The organism is Cupriavidus pauculus, from assembly GCF_003854935.1.
In the GTDB taxonomy this organism is placed as follows: Bacteria; Pseudomonadota; Gammaproteobacteria; order Burkholderiales; family Burkholderiaceae; genus Cupriavidus; species Cupriavidus pauculus_C.
On record NZ_CP033969.1, the window covers coordinates 1,942,295 to 1,963,501 of the forward strand.

The following is a 21,207-nucleotide window of genomic DNA, read 5'->3' on the forward strand; positions in this document are numbered from 1 at the left end:
GACCCGATCGCCGGCCAGTCCTGCCGCATCCCGTCCATAGCGAAAAATCGATTTTCACCCCTGTTTGATCTCCGTTCTATGTGCGTTGCGTTGACCGTTTTCACTCGGAAGAAAACGGCGTAACGTCCGGCCCGCAGGCGTTGGGCCTCGCGTTGTTGGCGATGGCCTATCGGGAAGGTTCGGTCACGCTGGGAACGGAGGCAGAACAATGGCTGGTGCGGGGAATGAACTGCAGGCAACGGGGAGCGGGCTGCTCGCAGCCGTGACGGGACGTCAGGCCTATCACCTGGAGGTGCTTGGCGCGCGCAGTGCCACTGGCCTCTCCGTGGTGTCATTCACGGCCACCGAGCGCCTTGGGGAGCCCTACAGCGTGAAGGTCCGGTTGACCCATCCGATGGATCTGGACCGGATGGAGTACTTGCGCCGGGACGCCACCTTCACGATCGATGCTGGCGACGGCGCCACGACTCGCCAGTTTTCGGGCTGCATCTTCCGCTTTTCCAAGACCGGGCAGACCCGCGATTTCTGCGCCTACGAGATGGAGGTGCGGCCCAAGGTGGCGTTGCTGACGCTGACCCAGGCAAGCCGCGTCTACCAGAAGAAGACCGCGCCGCAGATCATCGAAGCCATCCTGCGCCAGCACGGCCTGGAAGGCCACCAGTTCTCCTTCAAGACTCGCCGCGAGTATCCGGAGCATGCGTTCCGGCTCCAGTACCAGATGTCCGACTGGGACTACATCCGGCTGCTGATGGAACAGGAGGGGATGTACAGCTACTTCCTGCCCGGCCGGCATGGGACGGTCTTTGGCGATGTCTTTCAGATCGCCGACGACATCGATCACTATATCTACGAGCCGGAATTGCTGGCGCCTTACCGGGAGACGGCGGGTCTGGAGTCGGGTGTCGAGACCGTGGCCGCCATCCAGACGCATGTGCAGACCGTGCCCGAATCGTTTCGCACGGCCGACTACAACCCGGCGGATTCGTACGAGCGCAAGGAAGGGGAAGCCAATGTCGCCCGCAAGGAAAAGGGCAATTACGGGCAGTCCTACGTCTACGGTACACATCACCTGGACCCGGCCGGGGCGAAATGGGAAGCGCAACTTCGCCATGAAGCGGCGCTTGCGGGGCAACTGGTCTACGAAGGCGAGAGCAACATCCTCGGTCTGCGTCCGGCACGCATTCTGCGCATGGATCTCGCACTGCCGGACGCGCCCAACGGGCAGGTGGTTACCGAAGTCACGCATACCGGCGGGCGCGATCGGGCCTACCGAAACACCTACAAGGCGATTCACTCGGACCGCCGCTTCCGCCTGCCGATCGACGAGAGCAAGTGGCCCCGTATCGCGGGCACGCTGAGCGGGCGCGTGACGTCGCCCGGCGACTACAAATATGCCTATCTGACGCAGCAAGGCTTGTACGTCGTGCGCCTGGACCTCGATTACGACGAATGGTCCAAGGGTAGTGAGAGCGTGCCCATGCGCCTGGCTAAACCGTTCGCCGGGGCGGGGCAGACAGGCATGCATTTCCCGTTGATCGACGGCACGGAAGTCGGGATTGCATTCCGGGACGGTGATCCCAACAAGCCATACATCGCCCATGCGCATCACCACAGCCAGCATGAAGACCTGATCACGAACCAGGATCGGTGGCTGTCGCGCAATGTCATCCGCACGCAAGCGAATAACAAGCTGCGCTTCGAGGATTGGGAGGGCCAGGAAAGTGTCAAGCTGTCCACCGAGTACGGCGGCAAGACGCAGCTCAATATGGGCTACCTGGTCGACAGGGAGAGAAAGAAGCGCGGTGATGGCTTTGAGTTGCGGACGTCGGGGTGGGGAGCCTTGCGAGGTGGCAAGGGAATCTTCATTTCGGCGGACGATCAGCCGACCGCAAATGGCCAGCAGCTCGACATGGAGTCTGCCCAGGGGCTTCTCCAGCAAGCACTGCAGCAGACCGAAGCCTTGGCGGCCGCAGCCAAAGCGGCCGAGGCAGTGGCCGCTGACTACGACCGTCAGAAGACGCTGCTCAATGAATCCCTGGCGCAATTGAAGAAGGCGGGCATCCTGATCAGCGCGCCCGCAGGCGTGGCGCTGGCTTCGAGAGCCGATATCCAGTGTTCAGCCGCGCAGAATCTTATTGCCACAGCGGGCGGCCACGCGGATTTCAGCATCGCAAGACGCTTTACGCTGGCCGCGGGGGAATTGGTCTCTGTCTTCGCCCACAAGCTGGGCATCAAGTTATTCGCTGCGCGGGGCCGGGTAGAGATTCAGGCCCAGAGCGATGAAATGCGACTTCTCGCGGACAAGCACGTGACGATCAGCAGCGCAAATGGTCGCGTCGTCATCGAGGCCAAGGACGAGTTGCTGCTCAAGTGTGGCGGCTCCTACTTGCGAATGTCGTCCACGGGGATCGAAGACGGGACGCGTGGCGACCGGACCATCAAGTCGGCAGCGTTCAGCCGTCAGGGACCCAGTTCGCTCGCGCAATCGATGAACACCTGGCAGCACGCGACATTCAACGACGCCTATGTCCTTCGGAATCCATCGACAGGGGAACCACTCTCCGACTCGGTCATTGAAATGGTCCGAGGCGACGGCACGAGACTCAAGATGCAAACGGACGCGTCCGGCAAGACGCCAATCCAGAAGAGCCTCTTCGTGGAACCCGTACAGATTCGTCCGCTTGACTGATTTCTTTATCCGTTGCGAAGACCATGATCGAACCTAATGCCTTCATCATCCCCAGCACCGTCGATAAAGATGGCGATCAGTACAGTACCGCGGTACTAACGCCTGAGGAGGATCAGCGCGAGAAAATCGTCCTGGCGAAGCCGTATGTGATTCCGATTCTCTTCATACCGGGAATCATGGGCACCAACTTGCGCAAGAAGGAAGGGAAATCAAGCGTCTGGAAACCCCCAAACGTCGATCTGCGTGGCGGGGCAGACTTGATCGTGCAACTGTTCAGCTATTTCTTCAAGAACACCGATGAGCGGGCCGATGATCTGGTGACTGAAACGGTTGAGATAGACCCCAGTGGGCCTATCGATGCGGGCGAAAGCGGCCTTCCGAAAAATGTGCTCGTAGCACGCGGTTGGGGCGCATTGATGCGCTCCAGCTACCACCCATTCATGGGGCAGTTGCAGAAGCTGCTCAATGATTTGGCCCGGTACGATTTCGATCGTTGCGAAGCGGACCTCAAGGGTTGGGCGGCAGAATCCGGTCTGGATTCGCCAAACGATTGGGGCGCCAACGAAGGCGATGCGCTGACCCGAGAAGAGATTCTGCACGCGGCCAACTATCAATTCGATATATGGGCAGGCGGCTATAACTGGCTGCAGAGCAACAAGGATTCGGGCACTGCCATCAAAGACCTGATCGAGAACACGATTCTGCCCTACTACAACGAAGGCAAACGCGTGACCGTCAAGGACACCCCAGACGGTGAGGGAAGCGACCAATGCAGTATCCAGCGCAGAAAGCCGAACAGGCCGATGGCGGAAAAAGTCATTGTCGTCACCCATTCGATGGGCGGGTTGGTCAGTCGTGCGCTGACCGAGATACATCAATGCGACAAGGTTTTGGGCGTGTCGCATGGGGTGCAGCCAGCCGCGGGGGCGCCTGCTACATACAAGCGCATGCGTGCGGGATTCGAGGGCGCTGAGAAGCTGTTCCTGGGCCGCCACGCCGCCGACGTGGTGGCAATCCTCTCGCAAGCTCCCGGTGGGCTCGAACTGTTGCCAACGGCTGATTACAACGACGGCAAGCCTTGGCTTTATGTACGGGATAAAAAGGGAAATGAATTGATGCCGCCTTTGCCGGCCAACGGAGATCCCTATTCGGAGATCTATTTGTCGTCGGCGTGGTACGGGCTTGTGCCCGAGCACAATTTGGCGTTGATGAATACGCCGAGCACGGCGCTGCAGAACCATGAAGTGCAAGAGGATGATTCCCCTCACCGGAGATTAAGGACGCTGATCACCAGCGTTAAGCTATTCCACAGTGAGATTGAGAAAAAATATAAATCACCGACCTATGCCCACTATGGAGCGCAGGCTGGGCGTGACAAAAGCAAGGACGCTGGCGGGCTGTTCGGCACCGGACTGATGGCTGCCACTGATCGCATGACATGGGGCGAAGTGTCATGGGAAAGCAACGAGATACTGGATCTCGATACGGTAGCAATGACTGTGTTGCAGGACGACGGAAAAGGGACCCTTAGAACGAGCAAAGGTACCGTCCTAAAAATAGCCGATCCTGATTGCCCCGGCGATGGCACTGTACCACTGTACTCGGGGGAGGCTCCTGGCAAAGCCGGGATTGCAATGAACTTTGCGCATGGACAGGGTAGTCCAGGGCAGAGCAATGAATACTTTTGCTATGACCATCAGGGAAGTTACGGTGACAAACACAGGCGATCGCTTTTTGCAACCATGTATGCAGTGATCAAGATCGCTCAACAGGCCAATTGGCATAAGAAGGGGAACCAAGGAAAGAGGCATGGAGAACGCGAGCAATCGGCCGGCACTTGGTGGACATTCCCGGGAACGCCAAGACGGTTGAAACCTATGCGTTCAACAAGAGAAAGATTAAGCCTTTGTTGGATATCCATAGTCAGGAGGAGTACGAGAAATTTCTCGCTCAGAAAGAAATATCACTGCGTGAGGCAAAGAACAGAAAGTTCGGCACCTTGTTCCTTGAGAGCGTGCATCATTCGAACAAGGCTGTGACATTCATATCCTGGGATAACACTGATGTCGAGGAGAGGTACAAAGCTTTCGTATTTGATACTTATTTTTGTGCTGATAACCGTTTCCTTGGCTACTCAGGGGAGATATCACAAGACCGCAAATCGGCAGCTTTGGTGACCATTGAGGAGCTGTCTGGGAAATGGCGCCAGATTTTGGATGGGGAAGTGCCGGAAGGCATCGGTTTCGTAGTCGATGATGCGGTCCTCGCTGAAGATCGATTCAATTCGGAAAGTTGGCGTATGACCATCCAGTTGCATGGCAAGCCAGATGTCTTTTTCGAGCTCACATCGTATGCGCGACGTCGCGTAGCGCCTGGATTGCGCGAACGTGCCGGTGGCATCGTAGCCGGCCTGCTTGGCACAGTGGCAGGATTTGCGCGCCTGCGCGACCGCGCGCGACCGGTTGGGCCGATCCAGGCCGACGAGATCTTGCTGGCAAGCACGCAGGATGGAAAGCGCGGCTATGGTTTCAAATGGGAAGCGCCCGGGAAGGAGTACTCGCTGGCAGAACCCAATCTCAACGCCTCGTTGAGGGTCGGAGAAAGTGCCTACGCCACCAACAGGGAATCCTTTGCCACCGACGAAGAAGCGTTGGAATTATGGGATGCGGTGATTGATTCCATTCGTCTACGTCCGGGTGCCGTATGACGCCGTCGACCATGCCGCCAACAATTCTCGGGCTGAATCTTTGGGTTTCGTGCACATGGGTGCGGAGGACTCAGCACGCAAGATGGCACGAGAAGGCGAGACCATGAAACGAGGATGGAGAACGCGAGCGATCGGCCGGCACTTGGTGGATATTCACGAGAACGCCAAGACGATCGAGAATTACTCCTTTAATGATGTAAAGATAAAAGTCTTAAAGGATATCCGCAGCCAAGCGGATTACGAGAATCTTATCATTCAGAAAGAGCGTTTGTTACGTGAAGCCCGGACGGCCATACACGACAGTCTGTTCATTGAGCGGGTCTCGCATTCGAACGGTGGAGTAACGCTAATATCATGGCCGAACGTCGGTTCGGCGGCGCGATATCAACCTTACGTGTTCGATACCTATTTTCGTGCGGGCAACCGATTCCTTGGCTATTCGGGAAAAGTATCGAAGAGTCTTAGATCGTCAGCTTTGGCTCTTTGCGAAGAGCTTTCTCGTGAGTGGAACCAGATTCCTTCAGGAATGGTTCCAGAGGGTGTCGGTTTTGTAGTCGATGACGTAATCCTCGTAGATAACGATTTCAATCCGGAAAGCTGGCGTATGGTCATCCAACTGCATGGCAAGCCAGATGTCTCTTTCGAGCTCACATCGTATGCGCGACGTCGCGTAGGGCCTGGCTTGCGCGAACGTGCCGGTGGCATCGTAGCCGGCCTGCTTGGCACGGTGGCGGGATTTGCGCGTCTGCGCGACCGCGCGCGACCGGTTGGGCCCATCCAGGCCGACGAGATCCTGCTGGCAAGTACTCAGGACGGAAAGCGCGGCTATGGTTTCAAATGGGAAGCTCCGGGGAAGGAATACTCGCTGGCAGAGCCCAATCTTAACGCCTCGCTCAGAGTCGGAGAAAGTGCCTACGCCACCAACAGGGAATCCTTTGCCTCCGACGACGAAGCGTTGGAATTATGGGATGCGGTGATTGATTCCATTCGTCTACGTCCGGGTGCCGTATGAGGTTCGCTTCTAATCGTCCTGAAGCCCCATCGCAAGTCGAGCATTGGGATACGCGGCAGCTTCATGGGTCTCATCAAGGAATGAAGCGGGGATGGAAGACGCGAGCAATCGGTCGGCATTTGGTGGATATCCCCGAGAGTGCTAAGACAATCGAGAGCTATACGTTCTATCAGGACAAGATCAAGCCGCTGTCCGAAATCCGAAGACAAGAAGAGTACAAGCAGTTGCTTTCTGATCGGGAAAAGATACTGCGAGGGGCCAAACATGAACAATTCGGTAGCATGTTTGTGGAGCGAGTGGAGTATGCGAACGGCTCCGTTACGCTCATTTCATGGAATAAGCCGACCGGCGAAATCTTCTACGAATTTGAGACTTACTTTCGGGCCGGGAATCGCTATCTGAGCTCCATCGGAGAAGTGTCGCGAAACTTCAAGGCTGAGGCGTTGCAGACTTACGCGGAGTTGGCTCGAGAATGGCGCCAAACTCCGAATGGGAGAATACCGGAAGGCATCGGCTTCGTTGTCGATGACGCGATTCTTGCGGAGAAACGATTCAATTCAGAAAGCTGGCGTATGGTCATCCAACTGCATGGCAAGCCAGATGTTTCTTTCGAGCTCACATCGTATGCGCGACGTCGCGTAGCGCCTGGCTTGCGCGAACGTGCCGGTGGCATCGTAGCCGGCCTGCTTGGCACAGTGGCGGGATTTGCGCGCCTGCGCGACCGCGCGCGACCGGTTGGGCCGATCCAGGCCGACGAGATCCTGCTGGCAAGCACGCAGGATGGAAAGCGCGGCTATGGTTTCAAATGGGAAGCTCCCGGGAAGGAATACTCGCTGGCAGAACCCAATCTCAACGCCTCGTTGAGGGTCGGAGAAAGTGCCTACGCCACCAACAGGGAATCCTTTGCCACCGACGAAGAAGCGCTGGAATTGTGGGATGCGGTGATTGATTCCATTCGTCTACGTCCGGGTGCCGTGTGACGCCGTCGACCATGCCACCAACACTCGTTGGATTGCCTCCCCGAATTTCGCGAAGATGGTTGCAGAGGTCCCAGCACGAGAAACGGGGACGAGAAGGGTAGATCATGAAACGAGGGTGGAGAACGCGAGCGATTGGCCGGCACTTGGTGGATATTCCCGGAAACGCCAAGACGGTTGAGACTTATGTATTCAACGAGGTAAAGATCCAACCGTTGTTGGATATCCATAGTCAGCAGGAATACGAGAGATTTATCGCTCAGAAGGAGATGTCGCTGCGTGCGGCAAAGCATCAAGAATTTGGTGCTTTGTTTATCGAACGCGTGCATCACTCGAACAAGGCTGTGACTTTCATATCCTGGGATAATTCTGACGCCGAGGAGAAGTACAAAGCTTTCGTGTTTGATACCTATTTTTGCGCTGATAACCGTTTCCTTGGTTACTCAGGGGAAGTAGCGCAAGAACTCAAATCGGCGGCTTTGGTTACCATTGAAGAGCTGTCTGGAAAATGGCACCAGCTCTCGGATGGGGAAATGCCGGAAGGCATTGGTTTCGTAGTCGATGATGCGATTCTCGCTGAAGAACGATTCAACGCGGAAAGTTGGCGTATGACTATCCAACTGCATGGCAAGCCAGATGTGTCCTTCGAGCTCACATCGTTTGCGCAAGATCGGGTGGGGCCGGGCTTGCGCGAACGCGCCGGCGGCGTAGTTGCCGGCCTTCTTGGCGCGGTGGCGGGATTTGCGCGCCTGCGCGACCGCTCACGACCGGTCGGGCCAATCCAGGCCGACGAGATCCTGCTGGCAAGTAATCAGGACGGAAAACGCGGCTATGGTTTCAAATGGGAGGCGCCCGGCAAGGAGGAATCCCTGGCAGAACCCAATCTCAACGCCTCGCTGAGGGTCGGAGGAAGTGCCTACGCCACCAACAGGGAATCCTTTGCCTCCGACGATGAAGCGTTGGAATTATGGGATGCCGTGATTGATTCCATTCGTCTACGTCCGGGTGCCGTATGAAGCGTCCGACCAAACCACCGATAGTCGTGGGATCGCCTCTCAGAATGCGGCCCACATGGTTGCAGCCGGGGCAACAGGGAAACTGGCACGAGAGGGCAAATCCATGAAGCGGGGATGGAGGACGCGAGCGATTGGCCGGCACTTGGTGGACGTCCCCGGGGACGCCAAGACGGTTGAGACTTATGCCTTCAACAAGGTGAAGATCCAACCGTTGTTGGATATCCATGGTCAGGAAGACTACGAGAACCTTATCGCCCAGAAGGAAGTATCGCTGCGCAATTTAAAGACGAGGGAGCTAAATAGTTTATTCATTGAACGTGTGCAGCATGCTAACGACGCTGTCACACTGATATCTTGGGATAAAACGGATGCTGAGGAGCAGTATAAGTTTTTTGTGTTTGACACGTATTTTCGCGCTAATAATCGATTTCTTAGTTGTTCCGGAGAGGTTTCGCAGGATAGAAAATCAACAGCTTTGGCCACACGTGAGGAACTGTCTCGCGAGTGGCAGCAGATACCAAATGGGACAATTCCCGGGGGTGTCGGCTACGTAGTCGATGACGCAATTCTAGTAGATAACGATTTCAATCCGGAAAGCTGGCGTATGGTTATCCAGCTTCATGGCAAGCCTGATGTCTTCTTCGAGCTCACATCGTATGCGCGACGTCGCGTAGCGCCTGGCTTGCGGGAACGTGCTGGTGGCATCGTAGCCGGCCTGCTTGGCATAGTGGCGGGATTTGCGCGCCTGCGCGATCGCGCACGACCGGTTGGGCCGATCCAGGCCGACGAGATCCTGCTGGCAAGCACGCAGGAAGGAAAGCGCGGCTATGGTTTCAAATGGGAAGCGCCCGGGAAGGAGTACTCGCTGGCAGAACCCAATCTCAACGCCTCGTTGAGGGTCGGAGAAAGTGCCTACGCCACCAACAGGGAATCCTTTGCCACCGACGAAGAAGCGTTGGAATTATGGGATGCGGTGATTGATTCCATTCGTCTACGTCCGGGTGCCGTATGACGCCGTCGACCATGCCGCCAACAATTCTCGGGCTGAATCTTTGCGTTTCGTGCACATGGGTGCGAAGGACTCAGCACGCAAGATGGCACGAGAAGGCGAAGTCATGAAACGAGGATGGAGAACGCGAGCGATCGGCCGGCACTTGGTGGACATCCCCGAGAACGCCAAGACGATCGAGACTTACTCCTTTAACAAAGTCAAGGTCAGGCCGTTACTTGAGATCCGACATCAAGAGGAATACGAGGCCTTATTGCCGGGAGGGAGCAGTCGTTACGTGAAACGACGTCGACCATACACCACAGTCTATTTATCGAACGCGTATCGCATTCGAACGGTGGAGTGACGTTGATTTCCTGGCCGGAATCCGGCTCGGAGGAGCGGTATCAGCCTTACGTTTTTGACACTTATTTTCGAGCAGATGCCCGATACCTTAGCTACTCTGGAAAAGTCTCGAAGAGTCGGAAGTCCACCGCTTTGGCTACGCGTGCGGAAATGTCTCGTGGGTGGCTTAAAATTCCCAGCGGCGACATTCCAAAAGGTATCGGCTACGTAGTCGATGACGCAATTCTCGTAGATAACGATCTCAACCCCGAAAGCTGGCGTATGGTCATCCAGTTGCATGGCAAACCAGACGTTTTCTTCGAACTCACGTCGTATGTGCAGTATCGCGTGGGACCGGGCTTGCGCGAACGTGCCGGTGGCATCTTGGCCGGCCTGCTCGGCGTGGTGGCGGGATTTGCACGTCTGCGCGACCGCGCGCGACCGGTCGGGCCCATCCAGGCAGACGAGATTCTGCTGGCAAGCACGAAGGACGGGAAACGCGGCTACGGGTTCAAATGGGAGGCCCCAGGCAAAGAGGAGTCCCTGGCAGAACCCAATCTCAACGCCTCGCTCAGGGTTGGGGAAAGTGCTTACGCCACCAACAGGGAATCGTTCGCCACCGATGAAGAGGCGCTGGAATTGTGGGATGCCGTGATTGATTCGATTCGTCTACGTCCAGGTGCCGTATGAGGTTTGCCTCTCGCCGTCTGCCGCCGACTTGGGGTGTCGGCCAATACCATGGAATTCTCCGAGCAAAACGCCATGACAACACGCTATGACATTGTGAGAGGCGACCCGACGACTGCTGGTGGCAAGGTCGAAGGTGGCACGGCCGACGACATCGTCGGAAACCGGGAACAAGCCTACGAGGGTGATCCCGTCTGGTGCCCGGTCTGCAAGACCATGGGCGTCATTGTCTGCAGTGGCCCGAGACTGCCCACGACAGGCCCCGATGGCCGCGAGGCTGCCTTGAGCGACGATCTGTGCGTCTGCAAATGTCAGCCCAGCCCCCTCCTGATTCCCACGCAGTACACCTCCGGCATGGACATATAGCCGGCCGGGGAGACACCATCACCGCTTCCTCCGCACGTCCCCCCCGGGCCATCCGCACCCTCAATACGGCGGATTCACGACCACGTACTGCGACCCCTGCGGCTGGTACCACGTTCCGCCGCATTGCTGGTACACCATGCCGCCGTAGTTGACCGGCATGCAGTTTGGCGGCACGGAGCGCACCATCGATCCGACCACGGCCGAGGTCACGGCGACGGTGGCGGTGACGGCTGCCGCCGTGGCTACCGGGTGATAGTCGTTGTCCCAGCCGCAGCAGCCGCCGTGATTGTCGACGTTGACGTTCACGTTGCGGTTCGAGTTGATGTTGACGTTGCGACTGGCGTTGACACTGTTGACGCTGTTGCTGCGGACGTTGTTGGTCCGCACGTCGGCGCGGCTGTTGTTGACCTGGCGCGCGCCGCCGCCGGCATGGGCGCCCACGTTGCCGCCGCCGCGTCCGCCTGCCATATGGCCGCCTCCGCCCCCCGGACGCGCTTCAGCGCTGGGCACCCACCCCGACGCGGCCAGTACCAGGCCCGTCACGCCAACCATCCATAGCTTGCCGATTGCGTATGTCATCGCGGGCTCCTCAGCGGTTCTCGGTCACGATAACCGGCTTGTCCTGCGCGGTCGCGGACCCAAGGGCCCCGGCGGCCAGCAGGAATGCCAGGACAAACTTCGAGAGACGGCTTGCGGCTTTCATTCATTCACTCCTTCGGAGGACGATATGTCTTGGAATCCGGTTCTCGGTGCCCGTGGGCAGCAGGATGGCCGGCCCGACGCCCCAGATCAGCCCGCCGGCCGTCGGCGTCTTCGGCGAGAAGAATAAGGCGTCCAAAGTGCCGGCGCAGCGGCGGTGAATTCAGAAATCCCGACATACATTCCCCAGGCGGCGGATCGCCACGTCGGCAGATCCGAACTCGTATCCTTTCGCTTGTGGGGAAGGGGCGGAAGTGAATTGTTTCGGTGGGCGGATCTAAATTACTGCGGACTTCTCAGCAAAAACGGCCTTGGCACGCCTGGTCGAACCGACTGTCCGCAATCAATGCCGAAACATTCCGTCAGGCAGAATCGGCCGCTCTGCACAATGAATCCAGCCCGTAACAGGTTTGTAATAGTACGGATGCAGATACAATCCTGCCCTGCCAAAAATATCCAAAAACAAGGGTTGGAGTGCTATTCACCTCGTTCGCGTTCGTTTTCGCGTATCTGCCAATTGTCCTGGCGGGCTTCTTTCTGCTGGGCCGGATTCACCGCGGCCTGGCCGCCGGCTGGCTGGCGGCAGCTTCCGTGTTCTTCTACGGGTACTGGAGCCTGAAGCACGTTCCATTGCTTCTGGGCTCTATCGCTTTCAACTACGCCGTCGGCTACGCCATCACGCGCCTGGGGTCGCCGTGGGCGAAGCGGGCCCTGGTCTTCGGGATCGTCGCGGACCTCGGGCTGCTGGCTTATTACAAGTACGCCAACTTCTTCCTGTTGCAGGTGATCAACCCGCTGGGCGGCCATGCCCATGCGCTCAACATCATCCTTCCGATTGGCATTTCATTCTTCACCTTCACGCAGATTGCGTTTCTGGTGGATGCCTGGAAGGGCAAGGCGCGCGAATTCAACTTCGTCCGCTACCTGCTGTTTGTCACCTGGTTCCCGCACCTCATTGCCGGTCCCGTGCTGCACCACGGGCAGATGATGCCGCAGTTCGCCGACCCCGCTGTCTACCGGATACGGTCGCGCGATCTTGCGGTCGGCGTCTTGCTATTCACGATCGGCATGAGCAAGAAGCTGCTGATTGCCGACCCGATCAGCCACTACGCAGATGCGGCTTTTGCGACTGCCGCGCACGGCAATCCGGTCGGGATGGTGGGCGCCTGGGCCGGCGCGCTGGCCTACACGTTCCAGATCTATTTCGATTTTTCGGGCTATTCGGACATGGCGGTGGGCTTGTCGATGCTGTTCGGCATCCGGTTGCCCATCAACTTCAACTCGCCTTACAAGGCCCAAAACATCATCGAGTTCTGGCGCCGCTGGCATATGACGCTGTCGCAGTTCCTGCGCGACTACCTCTATATCCCGCTTGGCGGCAACCAGCACGGTCAGGTGCGCCGGTACTTCAACCTGCTGGCCACCATGGTGCTCGGCGGCCTGTGGCACGGGGCGGCGTGGACTTTCATTGCCTGGGGCGCCATTCATGGCGGGCTGCTCTGCGTGAACCACGGGTTCCGGTGGGTGGTCGGTCGGCTAGGCATGGAGGGGCGGGTGCCACAGACCCTGGCGCGTGCCGCCGGCGTGGCGCTCACTTTCGTGAGCGTCGTCGTGGCGTGGGTCTATTTCCGTGCTCCGGGCATGGAGACGGCGAACTCCTTGCTGGCGGCAATGGCGGGGCTGGCGGCGGAGGCGCAATGGGGCGATGTGTTCAAGACCAGCCCCGTCGCTTTCGCGGGCTATCTCTTTGTCTCGTGCGCCATCGTGTGGCTGTTCCCGAATGCCTATGAGTTCATTGACTTGCTCGAGACCCGCGCAAGCGTGAAAGACGCCGAGGGCGCGCGCGTCGTCCGCATGTTGTTCGTCGGCGGGGCCGCCGTGGTGGCGGTTGTGCTGTCCGCCAGCCTGCTGACTCAGTTCGGCACCAATGTCATCAGCCCGTTCCTCTATTTCCAGTTCTGACATGAAAAGCACGCGATTGTTTGTCCTGTCGTTCGCGCTGGCCATGGCAGTGCTGGCGGTCGCCTATTACGCCCTGTTCCGGTATCAATTCGGGGCGCCGATTCTGGCGTCCTACGACGTGGAGAACTGGGCCCGCCTAAAAAACAGAATCTCGGACCGGACACCGGGACACCGGGTGCTCATGGCGGGTGACTCGAACGTGCTGTTCGGTTTCGATAGCGAACTGGCCGAGAAGAGCCTGGGTCGTCCCGTCATCAACATGGGGCTGCACGCCGGCCTGCCGCTCGACTGGATCCTCAGCATGGCTGTCCGCAATGCGCGGGCCGGTGACGTAGTCGTATTGCCGCTGTGGTGGGGGTACTACGCCTTCGACTACCGGGAGCCCAATGACTGGTTCGTTGACCAGATGGTGGCATGGGATGGCCGTTACTACGACGCGCTACCACCGCTGCGCAAGCTGCAGTATGTCTCCGCGGTGTCGGTGCCTGCGCTCTATCGCAACATCGTCGCAAAGGAGGACAGCGCGAGGCTGCTGAAGGAGCATCCCTGGCGCAAGCTCGATGACGAGGCTACCGCGATGAAGAAGTGGGACGAGGTGGCCGCGCAGACGAAGGAGTTCTCGTACTCGTACCTCAACATGACCGGCCATGGGGATATGAGAAACACCTGCGAAAGCAATGTCGCGCCGATCACGAGCCAGTATGACGTTCCCGCCGACGGCAAGATCCATCCGGCAAGCCTGCGCTTTGTCCTGGATTTCGTGGCGACGATGCGCGCGCGCGGCGTCGCCGTCTACGTGTTCCCGCCCGTGATGCTGGACGACGATTACACCCGGAACCCGGTCTTCCAGCGTGCCATCCATACCCTCTGGTCCGGCCTGCAGAAGGCGGGGCTGGAAACCGTCGGCGCACCGTTCGACTACACCTTTCCCAAGTCGGCTTTCTTCAATACCGGCCTGCATCTCAATTGCGGCAGTGCCCCCGAGCGGACCAACCGCATGGTCCGGGCATTGCGCCAGCGTCTTGGTGCACTTGCCGGGGCGCAGAACGACGGCTAAATACCAGGCCGACGATCCCTAACCGCTCAGACTGGTATCGTAAAACTACTGCAATGTAAGCGAACCGGTACAATTCAGGCATACACATCCGGAGATACGTTTTGTCCGTCATTGTTGCCTGCTCGGCTGGCGCCGTAGCGCTGGCCGCGGTCAGCCTGTGCGCGTTAGTCGACTTTGTGATCGCGGCACGAAAGAGATAACCATGCTGCCGTACATTGCCGCGCTGACCCTGTTCTGGGGCGGTGCAACCATCGCGTTGTTCCGGAAACGCACCGATTTTCTGCTGCTTTGCGTCGTCTTCGTCGCCTTCGTATTACTGGCCGGCACCCGTTACGAAACGGGTTTCGACTGGCCCGTATATGAACTTGCGCTCAGCGAGGCGCCCACGCTTGTCGACCTCTTCAACGGCGCGGTCTTGCAGGACACCGTCCGGCTGATGGAGCCGCTGTTCCTGCTTCTGCTTTCGACGCTGAAATCGTTCGACGCCGACATCCAGACGCTGTTTTTCGTGGTGGCGCTGTTCAATGGCGCGGTACTGATCCGGTTCTTCCAGTACACCCGCACCAATATTGCGGTCGGTCTCGCCATTTACTTCAGCTGGGCCTATCTGGTAGTCCAGATGGCCGTGATCCGGCAGTCGCTGGCCGTCTCCTTCCTGATGCTGGCCATCATGGCCTTCGACCGGCGCCGGCTGGCAAGAGCCGCGCTCTGGCTGGCCATGGGCACGTTCATCCAGTACTCGCTGCTGCTGTTCCTGCCGATCTTCTTCACGGCGATCTGGCGCCGGCTGCTGGCGTGGCGTTACTGGATCGTCGGCGGGCTGACACTGGTGCTGCTGTCGGGCATCAGCATGTTCTGGATGCTGCAGGCCATCGCGGGCCTGATTCCCAATGCGTTCATCGCCGGCAAACTCGCCGGCTATGCCGCGCTGGCCCCGTCGCCCGGATTCAGCGTGACGGCCGCGGCGTACTTCGTGATGCACACGGCGATCTTCCTGTTCCTGAGCCGGACCTACGACCCCTCATCGCGCATCGAGACGGTCCTGATCGGTTCCATGATGATGATGGTGATCGCCCAGGCACTGATCCCGGAATGGCCGCTGCTGTGGAACCGCTTGCACTATTTCGTGATCGTGGCGCAGATCGTCATGCTGGCACGGCGCTGGCACACGCTGCCGCAGGTCCGCATGCGGGTGGAGTACCTCGCCGTGTATGGCCTGAGCCTGGCGGTATTCGCCAAGCTGATCCTCTGGCCGGGGATGGAGCCCTATCTGCCGTACCAGTCCTACCTGGAGCAAGCCTGGACCGGCTATGCCGGCGACGGCCGCCAGCGGGCGGAAGACTACTACCTGCATTTCAACGAGGCGCTGCGCATGGAGCGGATCGAAAGCGGCAGCCTGGTGCCGGAGGAAGGGTCAACCAGGCAACTGTTCGCTTCACCTGACCTGGCACGATAGGTCGCCATCCTCTGTCGCAGCCTCCCGCTTGCGGAACAGCATCAGGGCGCCCCACAGCAACGTTGCCGCGGCGGCCCCGATGAACGCGCAGATCGGCATCGATTCCTTCAGGGGATGCGCGGCCACGCTGACCGGCGCAATGGCGCGCGTGTTGAACGTGCGCATCGGAGAAAGCTGATCGCGCAACTCGTCGCGCCGCTTGCGTAGCAGTTCGACCTCGCGGCCATTGGCGGACAGCAAAATAGCCAGCCTGACGTCCGGCGTGGAGCGGGCGGAATCCATGATCTTCTGGCGCGCCGCCTGTGCGGCCGCCAGCTCGGCTTCGGCGCCAGCAAGCGCCTTCTCCCGGAACGCCCGGGCCTTGGCCAGGTCTTCGGCATGCTCCCGCTGCAGGACGCCGACCACTGTCTCGGCCAGCACACGGGCGTCCTGGGCCGAATGGCCCTGAACCCTCACCGTGATGATGTCAGACCCCCGCGCCTTTTCGGCGCGCAGCGTCTTGCGGAACAGCCTGGCGTCGACGTGGGTTTGTGCCGGGACGGCGCGCAGGACGTCGTCGGCAAAGTCGGGAATATTGATGCGATGCGTGACCGTGTCCGGATCCATCAGCGCCATGCCCGTGCCGACCTGCGGCAACTGGATGGCCAGCGAGGCGGGCCATCGTTCCGGCGACATGGCGCCATACAGCGCACCTGCCAGTCCTCCAGCCGCTGCCATCGCCGCCAGCAGGCGAACTGCGCTACGGTACCTATGCGGGGGCGCCCCGGCCTGCGTCATATGCGAATACGGTTCTGAACTTGCGAGCAACAGAATCTACCACAGGGGTGGTCGGCAACCGCCTTTGCCCCCCATTTCCCCCAATCCGAATCCCACAACCCGCTATGATGTAGCCCGCACGCCGCAGCCGCGGCGGGCGAGTCTTCTTTCCTGCCCATCCATGCGATTGTTCCGGACGCCCGCGCGCTGGTTGCCAGCGCCTGCCATGTTCGCCGCAGCCTTTGCGCTGGCGGCGCAGCCGGCGTCCGATCCGGCCTTGAACGATACCTCCGGCTGCACCGCGCTGATCGATATCGTCCAGGAGAGCCTGCGCGGCGAGATCGACGTGGTTTGTCCCAAGGACACCCGGGAAGCTTGCGAGGCCAAGAACGGCCAGGTGCGGGCGTTGCTGGACATCATCGACCAGCGCCGCAAGCGCAAGGCCGACGAGTGCGAGACGCTGGTCCAGGTGAACCGCCTGCTGCGGACGCTGCCGCCCAAGAGCTGACCCGCCCTGGGTCAGTGGCTCATCTTCGAGAAAAGCTGGATCACGGCCACGCCGGCGATGATCAGCGCGATGCCGACCACCGCCGCCAGGTCGGGCACCTGCCGGTACAGCACCACGGCGATCAGCGTGACCAGCACGATGCCCGCGCCCGACCAGATCGCATAGGCCACGCCCACCGGCACGGTCTTCATCACCTGCATCAGCAGCCAGAACGCGGCGGCGTAGCCGGCCACCACCAGCACGCTGGGCCAGAGCCGCGTGAAATTCTCGGCGGCCTTGAGGCTGCTGGTGGCGATGACTTCGGCGACGATGGCCAGGGCGAGGAGGACGTATCCGTTCATGACTGGGGCGAGGGAAGGGCGGCGAAACAGGGAAGGGGCAAAGCCGGCGGGCGGCAGTTATCGCCAAAAAGCGATCGATACGCTGCCCGGAACGCCTATTATGCAAGCCGCTCCGGCCCGGGCCCCTTCGCACGGCCGCCCCGCCGACCGGCAGGCCAGCCGGTCAGTCCGCCACCTTGTCGCTCGGGAACTTGAACGAGTCGCGCAGCAGGTAGCTCATCGGAATGTCCAGCGTGATGCCGTTGGGCGGGATGGGCTGCTGGAACCATTTGCGGTACAGCCTCTGCGTCTCCTGGTCGTAGATCGACGCAATCAGCGCGCGGTCGACGATCTTCTTGAACTCGGCGTCGTGCTTCGACAGCATGATCGCGTACGGCTCGATCGTCAGCAGGTCGCCGGTCACGGCCAGCCCGGCCGGGTTGCGGGCATTGGCGCGCAGGCCGAACAGCAGCACGTCGTCCATCACGAACGCGTCGGCCTTGCCCGATTCCACCATCGAGAATGCCTCGGCGTGGTCCTTGGCTTCCACCACCTTCCAGCCCATCGCGCCGGACTCGTCCATCTTGCGCAGCATTTCCAGCGGCGTGGTCTTGGTGGTCGATACCACGGTCTTGCCGCGCAGGTCGCCCCACTTGCGGATGCCCGAGTCGGCCTTCACCAGCATGCGGCTGCCGGCGATGTAGTGCGGGATGGTGAACGCCACCAGGTCGCGCCGCTCGCGGTTGTTGGTCGTCGATCCGCACTCCAGGTCGGCCTTGCCGTCGACGATGGCGGGGATGCGCGATGCCGGCGTGACCGGCACCCATTCCACGCGCAACTGCGGCAGCTTCAGCTGGGTGCGCACGGCGTCGGCCACCTTCAGGCACAGGTCCACGGCGTAGCCCATCGGCTTGCCGTCGACCACGAACGAGAACGGCACCGAACTCTCGCGGTGCGCAATGCGGATGGCGCCGGTCTGCTGGATGCGCAGCACCACCGAGTTCGGCGTGGCGGCCTGCGCGCCCGGCAGGGCCGGCGTGCAGAGCAGGGTGGCTAGGGAAAATACGACAGACGCCATGCCCCGGAGCGAGGCACGGCACGGCAGGCCCGAATTGGTCATGAGTGACACCCGTCGAAAATGGTTCTGGAAACAACCCTGGCGGCGCGGTGGCCACCGCTGGCCGGATGGTTCCGGCTCTAAGACTGCCCGGTACTGCGGTGCTGCTGAGGCGTTGTGCGTTCGGAGAATTCTGATGGCGGATTGTTCCACGGGCGCCCGGCACGGCACAACTGCGCGGTCTAGTGGCAGCGTTCGGACGTCCCCGCCGCGCAACGCCCGGGCGCGGCGCCGGTTGACGGGGACTTTCCCTTACGGATTTGTCCGACTTCTGCCTTGCAGCGCCGCTGGCTATCCTTCAGACGTGCCTTGCGAGCAGGGCACCGAGGAGAGACTCTTGGGGCCCGTTCAGGCGAACGGGCCTTTTCTTTTGCGCGGCCCGCCGCCGGCCCGCGCGCGCGGCTCGTCTACAATTCGGGCCTGCCCGTTGCGCGGCGCCCGTCTCTGGGCGTCCGGCGGCTCATCCGTCCTCGCACCACCATGGCCCTGTTTTCCATTACCGATGCCCAACTGGCCTTTGGCCACGTGGCATTGCTCGACCATACCGATTTCTCGCTCGAAGCCGGCGAACGCGTTGGCCTGATCGGCCGCAACGGCAGCGGCAAGTCGTCGCTGCTGCGGATCGTGGCCGGCATGTCCGCGCCCGACGACGGCCTGATCGCCCGGCAGAGCGGCGTAACCTCCGCCTATGTTGCGCAGGAGCCACAATTCGCGCCGGGGCTGACCGTGTTCGACGCCGTCAGCCAGGGCATGGGTCAGGCGCACGACCTGCTGCAGCGTTACGACGCCGCGCTGGCCAAGCTCGACACCCATCACGACGAGGCCACGCTGGCCGAGTTGCACCGCGTGCAGGCCGAACTGGACGCCGCCGACGCCTGGACGCTGCGCACCCGCGTGGAGACCACGCTGGCCCGGCTGGACCTGGACCCGCACGTGCGCGTGGACGCGCTGTCCGGCGGGCTGCAGAAGCGCGTGGCGCTGGCGCAGGGGCTGGTGGCCGAGCCCGACATCCTGCTGCTCGACGAACCGACCAACCACCTCGACGTGGCCGCCATCCGCTGGCTGGAGGACCTGCTGCTGGGCTTTCGCGGCAGCGTGCTGCTGATTACCCACGACCGCGCGTTCCTGGACCGCGTGGCCACGCGCATCGTCGAGCTGGATCGCGGCAAGCTGCTGTCCTTCCCGGGCAATTTCGCGGCATACCAGGCCCGCAAGGCCGAACTGCTGTCCAACCAGGCCGTGGAGCAGGCCAAGTTCGACAAGCTGCTGGCGCAGGAGGAAGTCTGGATCCGCAAGGGGGTGGAAGCCCGCCGCACGCGCAGCGTGGCCAGGGTGCAGCGGCTGCACGCCATGCGCGATGAGCGCGCGCAGCGCCGCGAGGTGCAGGGCAACGTCAAGCTGGAAGTGTCGCAGGCCGACCGCTCCGGCAAGATCGTCGCCGAACTGATCGACGTGTCGAAAGCCTATGCCGACAAGGCCGTGGTGCGCGATTTCACCGCCACGATCATGCGCGGCGACAAGGTCGGCCTGATCGGCCCGAACGGCGCGGGCAAGACCACGCTGCTGCGGCTGATCCTGGGCGACCTGGCGCCCGACGCCGGCACCGTGCGCAATGGCAGCAACCTGCAGGTGGCCTATTTCGACCAGATGCGTACCGCGCTGGACCTGGAAAAGTCGCTGGCCGACACGATCAGCCCCGGCAGCGACTGGGTGGAGGTCAACGGCCAGCGCAAGCACGTGATGAGCTACCTGGGCGACTTCCTGTTCGCGCCGGAACGCGCGCGCTCGCCGGTCAAGTCGCTGTCCGGCGGCGAGCGCAACCGGCTGCTGCTGGCGCGGCTGTTCGCCCGCCCGGCCAACGTGCTGGTGCTGGACGAGCCGACCAACGACCTCGACATCGACACGCTCGAACTGCTTGAGGAACTGTTGCAGGACTACAGCGGCACGGTGTTCCTGGTTTCGCACGACCGCGCGTTCCTGGACAACGTGGTGACGTCGACTATCGCCGCCGAAGGCGACGGCCAGTGGCGCGAGTCCGTGGGCGGCTACTCGGACTGGGAACAGCAGTCCGCGCGGGCCCAGACACTGCAGCCAAAGGCCGAGCCCAAGCCGGCCGAGGCGCCGAAGGCCAGCACGCGCGACGCCCGCGGCGCCAACCGGACGGTCAAGCTGTCATACAAGGAACAGCGCGAACTGGACGGCCTGCCCGAGCGCATCGCGGCGCTGGAAGCCGAACAGAAGACGCTGGCCGACCAGCTCGCCGACGGCACGCTCTACGCCACCGACCCCGCCCGCGCCACCGAACTGGCCACGCGCCACGACGAGATCGAGATGGAACTGCTGGAAGCGCTGGAGCGCTGGGAATTGCTGGAGAAGAAGACGAAGGGCGAGGGCTGAGGGATTTGCTGCCTTGGCTGGCTAGCCACACCAGGCCAGCACCATGTTTGTCAGGTCCACCATGAACGCCGGGCGCAGGTAGGCCAGGAAGCCCAGCGTCAGCACCGCCGCCAGCGCCACGAAGCCGAGGCCCTTTGCCCAGGCCATG

The 21,207-nt window shown here is 60.9% G+C and carries 18 protein-coding genes; 13 read left to right on the forward strand and 5 right to left on the reverse strand.

Annotated features, from left to right (window positions below; all coding sequences use genetic code 11):
- Window positions 1–208: 208 nt before the first annotated feature.
- The 8 genes from EHF44_RS10705 to EHF44_RS10745 all read left to right on the forward strand — a co-directional run bounded on the left by EHF44_RS10705 (window position 209) and on the right by EHF44_RS10745 (window position 10,787).
- On the forward strand, window positions 209–2,689 hold the full coding sequence (locus EHF44_RS10705; protein WP_124683731.1) for a type VI secretion system Vgr family protein: 2,481 nt from the start codon (window positions 209–211) through the stop codon (window positions 2,687–2,689).
- A gap of 1,840 nt (window positions 2,690–4,529) precedes the next feature.
- Entirely contained in the window at window positions 4,530–5,396 is an 867-nt protein-coding gene (locus tag EHF44_RS28320; protein ID WP_253700077.1) for a T6SS immunity protein Tli4 family protein, read from the forward strand.
- Window positions 5,362–6,408, forward strand: a complete 1,047-nt coding sequence (locus EHF44_RS10720; protein WP_253699793.1) for a T6SS immunity protein Tli4 family protein — start codon at window positions 5,362–5,364, stop codon at window positions 6,406–6,408. The genes EHF44_RS28320 and EHF44_RS10720 overlap by 35 nt, the downstream gene beginning before the upstream one ends.
- A 122-nt stretch (window positions 6,409–6,530) precedes the next feature.
- Window positions 6,531–7,388, forward strand: coding sequence for a T6SS immunity protein Tli4 family protein (locus EHF44_RS28325; RefSeq protein WP_253699795.1), 858 nt, complete (start codon window positions 6,531–6,533; stop codon window positions 7,386–7,388).
- A gap of 104 nt (window positions 7,389–7,492) precedes the next feature.
- Complete coding sequence (locus EHF44_RS10730) at window positions 7,493–8,401, forward strand: T6SS immunity protein Tli4 family protein (RefSeq protein WP_124683732.1); 909 nt, start codon at window positions 7,493–7,495, stop codon at window positions 8,399–8,401.
- Window positions 8,367–9,413 (forward strand): T6SS immunity protein Tli4 family protein, encoded by a 1,047-nt coding sequence (locus EHF44_RS10735; protein ID WP_253699797.1) that lies wholly within the window; start codon window positions 8,367–8,369, stop codon window positions 9,411–9,413. Before EHF44_RS10730 ends, EHF44_RS10735 begins: the two co-directional genes overlap by 35 nt.
- 339 nt (window positions 9,414–9,752) lie before the next feature.
- A complete protein-coding gene (locus EHF44_RS10740; RefSeq protein WP_253699799.1) occupies window positions 9,753–10,424 on the forward strand; it encodes a T6SS immunity protein Tli4 family protein in 672 nt (223 codons plus the stop codon).
- A gap of 48 nt (window positions 10,425–10,472) precedes the next feature.
- Window positions 10,473–10,787 (forward strand): PAAR domain-containing protein, encoded by a 315-nt coding sequence (locus tag EHF44_RS10745; RefSeq protein ID WP_253699801.1) that lies wholly within the window; start codon window positions 10,473–10,475, stop codon window positions 10,785–10,787.
- Between the two features lie 60 nt (window positions 10,788–10,847).
- Here the strand turns inward: EHF44_RS10745 and EHF44_RS10750 are convergent, their stop codons facing one another.
- Window positions 10,848–11,366: a hypothetical protein gene (locus EHF44_RS10750; protein ID WP_124683733.1), complete on the reverse strand. Its 519-nt coding sequence runs from the start codon at window positions 11,364–11,366 to the stop codon at window positions 10,848–10,850.
- A gap of 594 nt (window positions 11,367–11,960) precedes the next feature.
- On the opposite strand from EHF44_RS10750, the gene EHF44_RS10760 reads away from it, so the two are divergent.
- From EHF44_RS10760 to EHF44_RS10770, 3 genes are all read left to right on the forward strand, one after another.
- Window positions 11,961–13,448, forward strand: coding sequence for an MBOAT family O-acyltransferase (locus EHF44_RS10760; RefSeq protein ID WP_124683734.1), 1,488 nt, complete (start codon window positions 11,961–11,963; stop codon window positions 13,446–13,448).
- Between the two features lies 1 nt (window position 13,449).
- Entirely contained in the window at window positions 13,450–14,505 is a 1,056-nt protein-coding gene (locus tag EHF44_RS10765) for a hypothetical protein (protein WP_124683735.1), read from the forward strand.
- A gap of 157 nt (window positions 14,506–14,662) precedes the next feature.
- Window positions 14,663–15,961: an EpsG family protein gene (locus EHF44_RS10770; protein WP_124683736.1), complete on the forward strand. Its 1,299-nt coding sequence runs from the start codon at window positions 14,663–14,665 to the stop codon at window positions 15,959–15,961.
- Here EHF44_RS10770 and EHF44_RS10775 read toward each other — a convergent pair.
- Window positions 15,941–16,738 carry a hypothetical protein gene (locus EHF44_RS10775; RefSeq protein WP_124683737.1) on the reverse strand — a complete coding sequence of 266 codons (798 nt, stop codon included), beginning with the start codon at window positions 16,736–16,738 and terminating at the stop codon, window positions 15,941–15,943. The two genes, EHF44_RS10770 and EHF44_RS10775, sit on opposite strands and share 21 nt — an antisense overlap.
- Window positions 16,739–16,943: 205 nt before the next feature.
- Here EHF44_RS10775 and EHF44_RS10780 point away from each other — a divergent pair, with 205 nt between their 5' ends.
- Window positions 16,944–17,225 (forward strand): hypothetical protein, encoded by a 282-nt coding sequence (locus tag EHF44_RS10780; protein ID WP_253699803.1) that lies wholly within the window; start codon window positions 16,944–16,946, stop codon window positions 17,223–17,225.
- An 11-nt stretch (window positions 17,226–17,236) separates the two neighbouring features.
- Here EHF44_RS10780 and EHF44_RS10785 read toward each other — a convergent pair whose 3' ends face one another.
- Complete coding sequence (locus tag EHF44_RS10785; protein ID WP_124683738.1) at window positions 17,237–17,566, reverse strand: DMT family transporter; 330 nt, start codon at window positions 17,564–17,566, stop codon at window positions 17,237–17,239.
- Window positions 17,567–17,729: 163 nt separating this feature from the next.
- Window positions 17,730–18,665 carry an amino acid ABC transporter substrate-binding protein gene (locus EHF44_RS10790; protein WP_124683739.1) on the reverse strand — a complete coding sequence of 312 codons (936 nt, stop codon included), beginning with the start codon at window positions 18,663–18,665 and terminating at the stop codon, window positions 17,730–17,732.
- 477 nt (window positions 18,666–19,142) lie between these two features.
- On the opposite strand from EHF44_RS10790, the gene abc-f reads away from it, so the two are divergent.
- On the forward strand, window positions 19,143–21,059 hold the full coding sequence (abc-f, locus tag EHF44_RS10795; RefSeq protein WP_124683740.1) for a ribosomal protection-like ABC-F family protein: 1,917 nt from the start codon (window positions 19,143–19,145) through the stop codon (window positions 21,057–21,059).
- Window positions 21,060–21,080: 21 nt separating this feature from the next.
- On the opposite strand, the gene EHF44_RS28850 is transcribed toward abc-f, so the two are convergent.
- The gene (locus EHF44_RS28850; RefSeq protein ID WP_258096258.1) at window positions 21,081–21,206 is read right to left on the reverse strand and encodes a hypothetical protein; all 126 of its coding nucleotides are present in this window, start codon (window positions 21,204–21,206) and stop codon (window positions 21,081–21,083) included.
- Between the last annotated feature and the right edge of the window lies 1 nt (window position 21,207).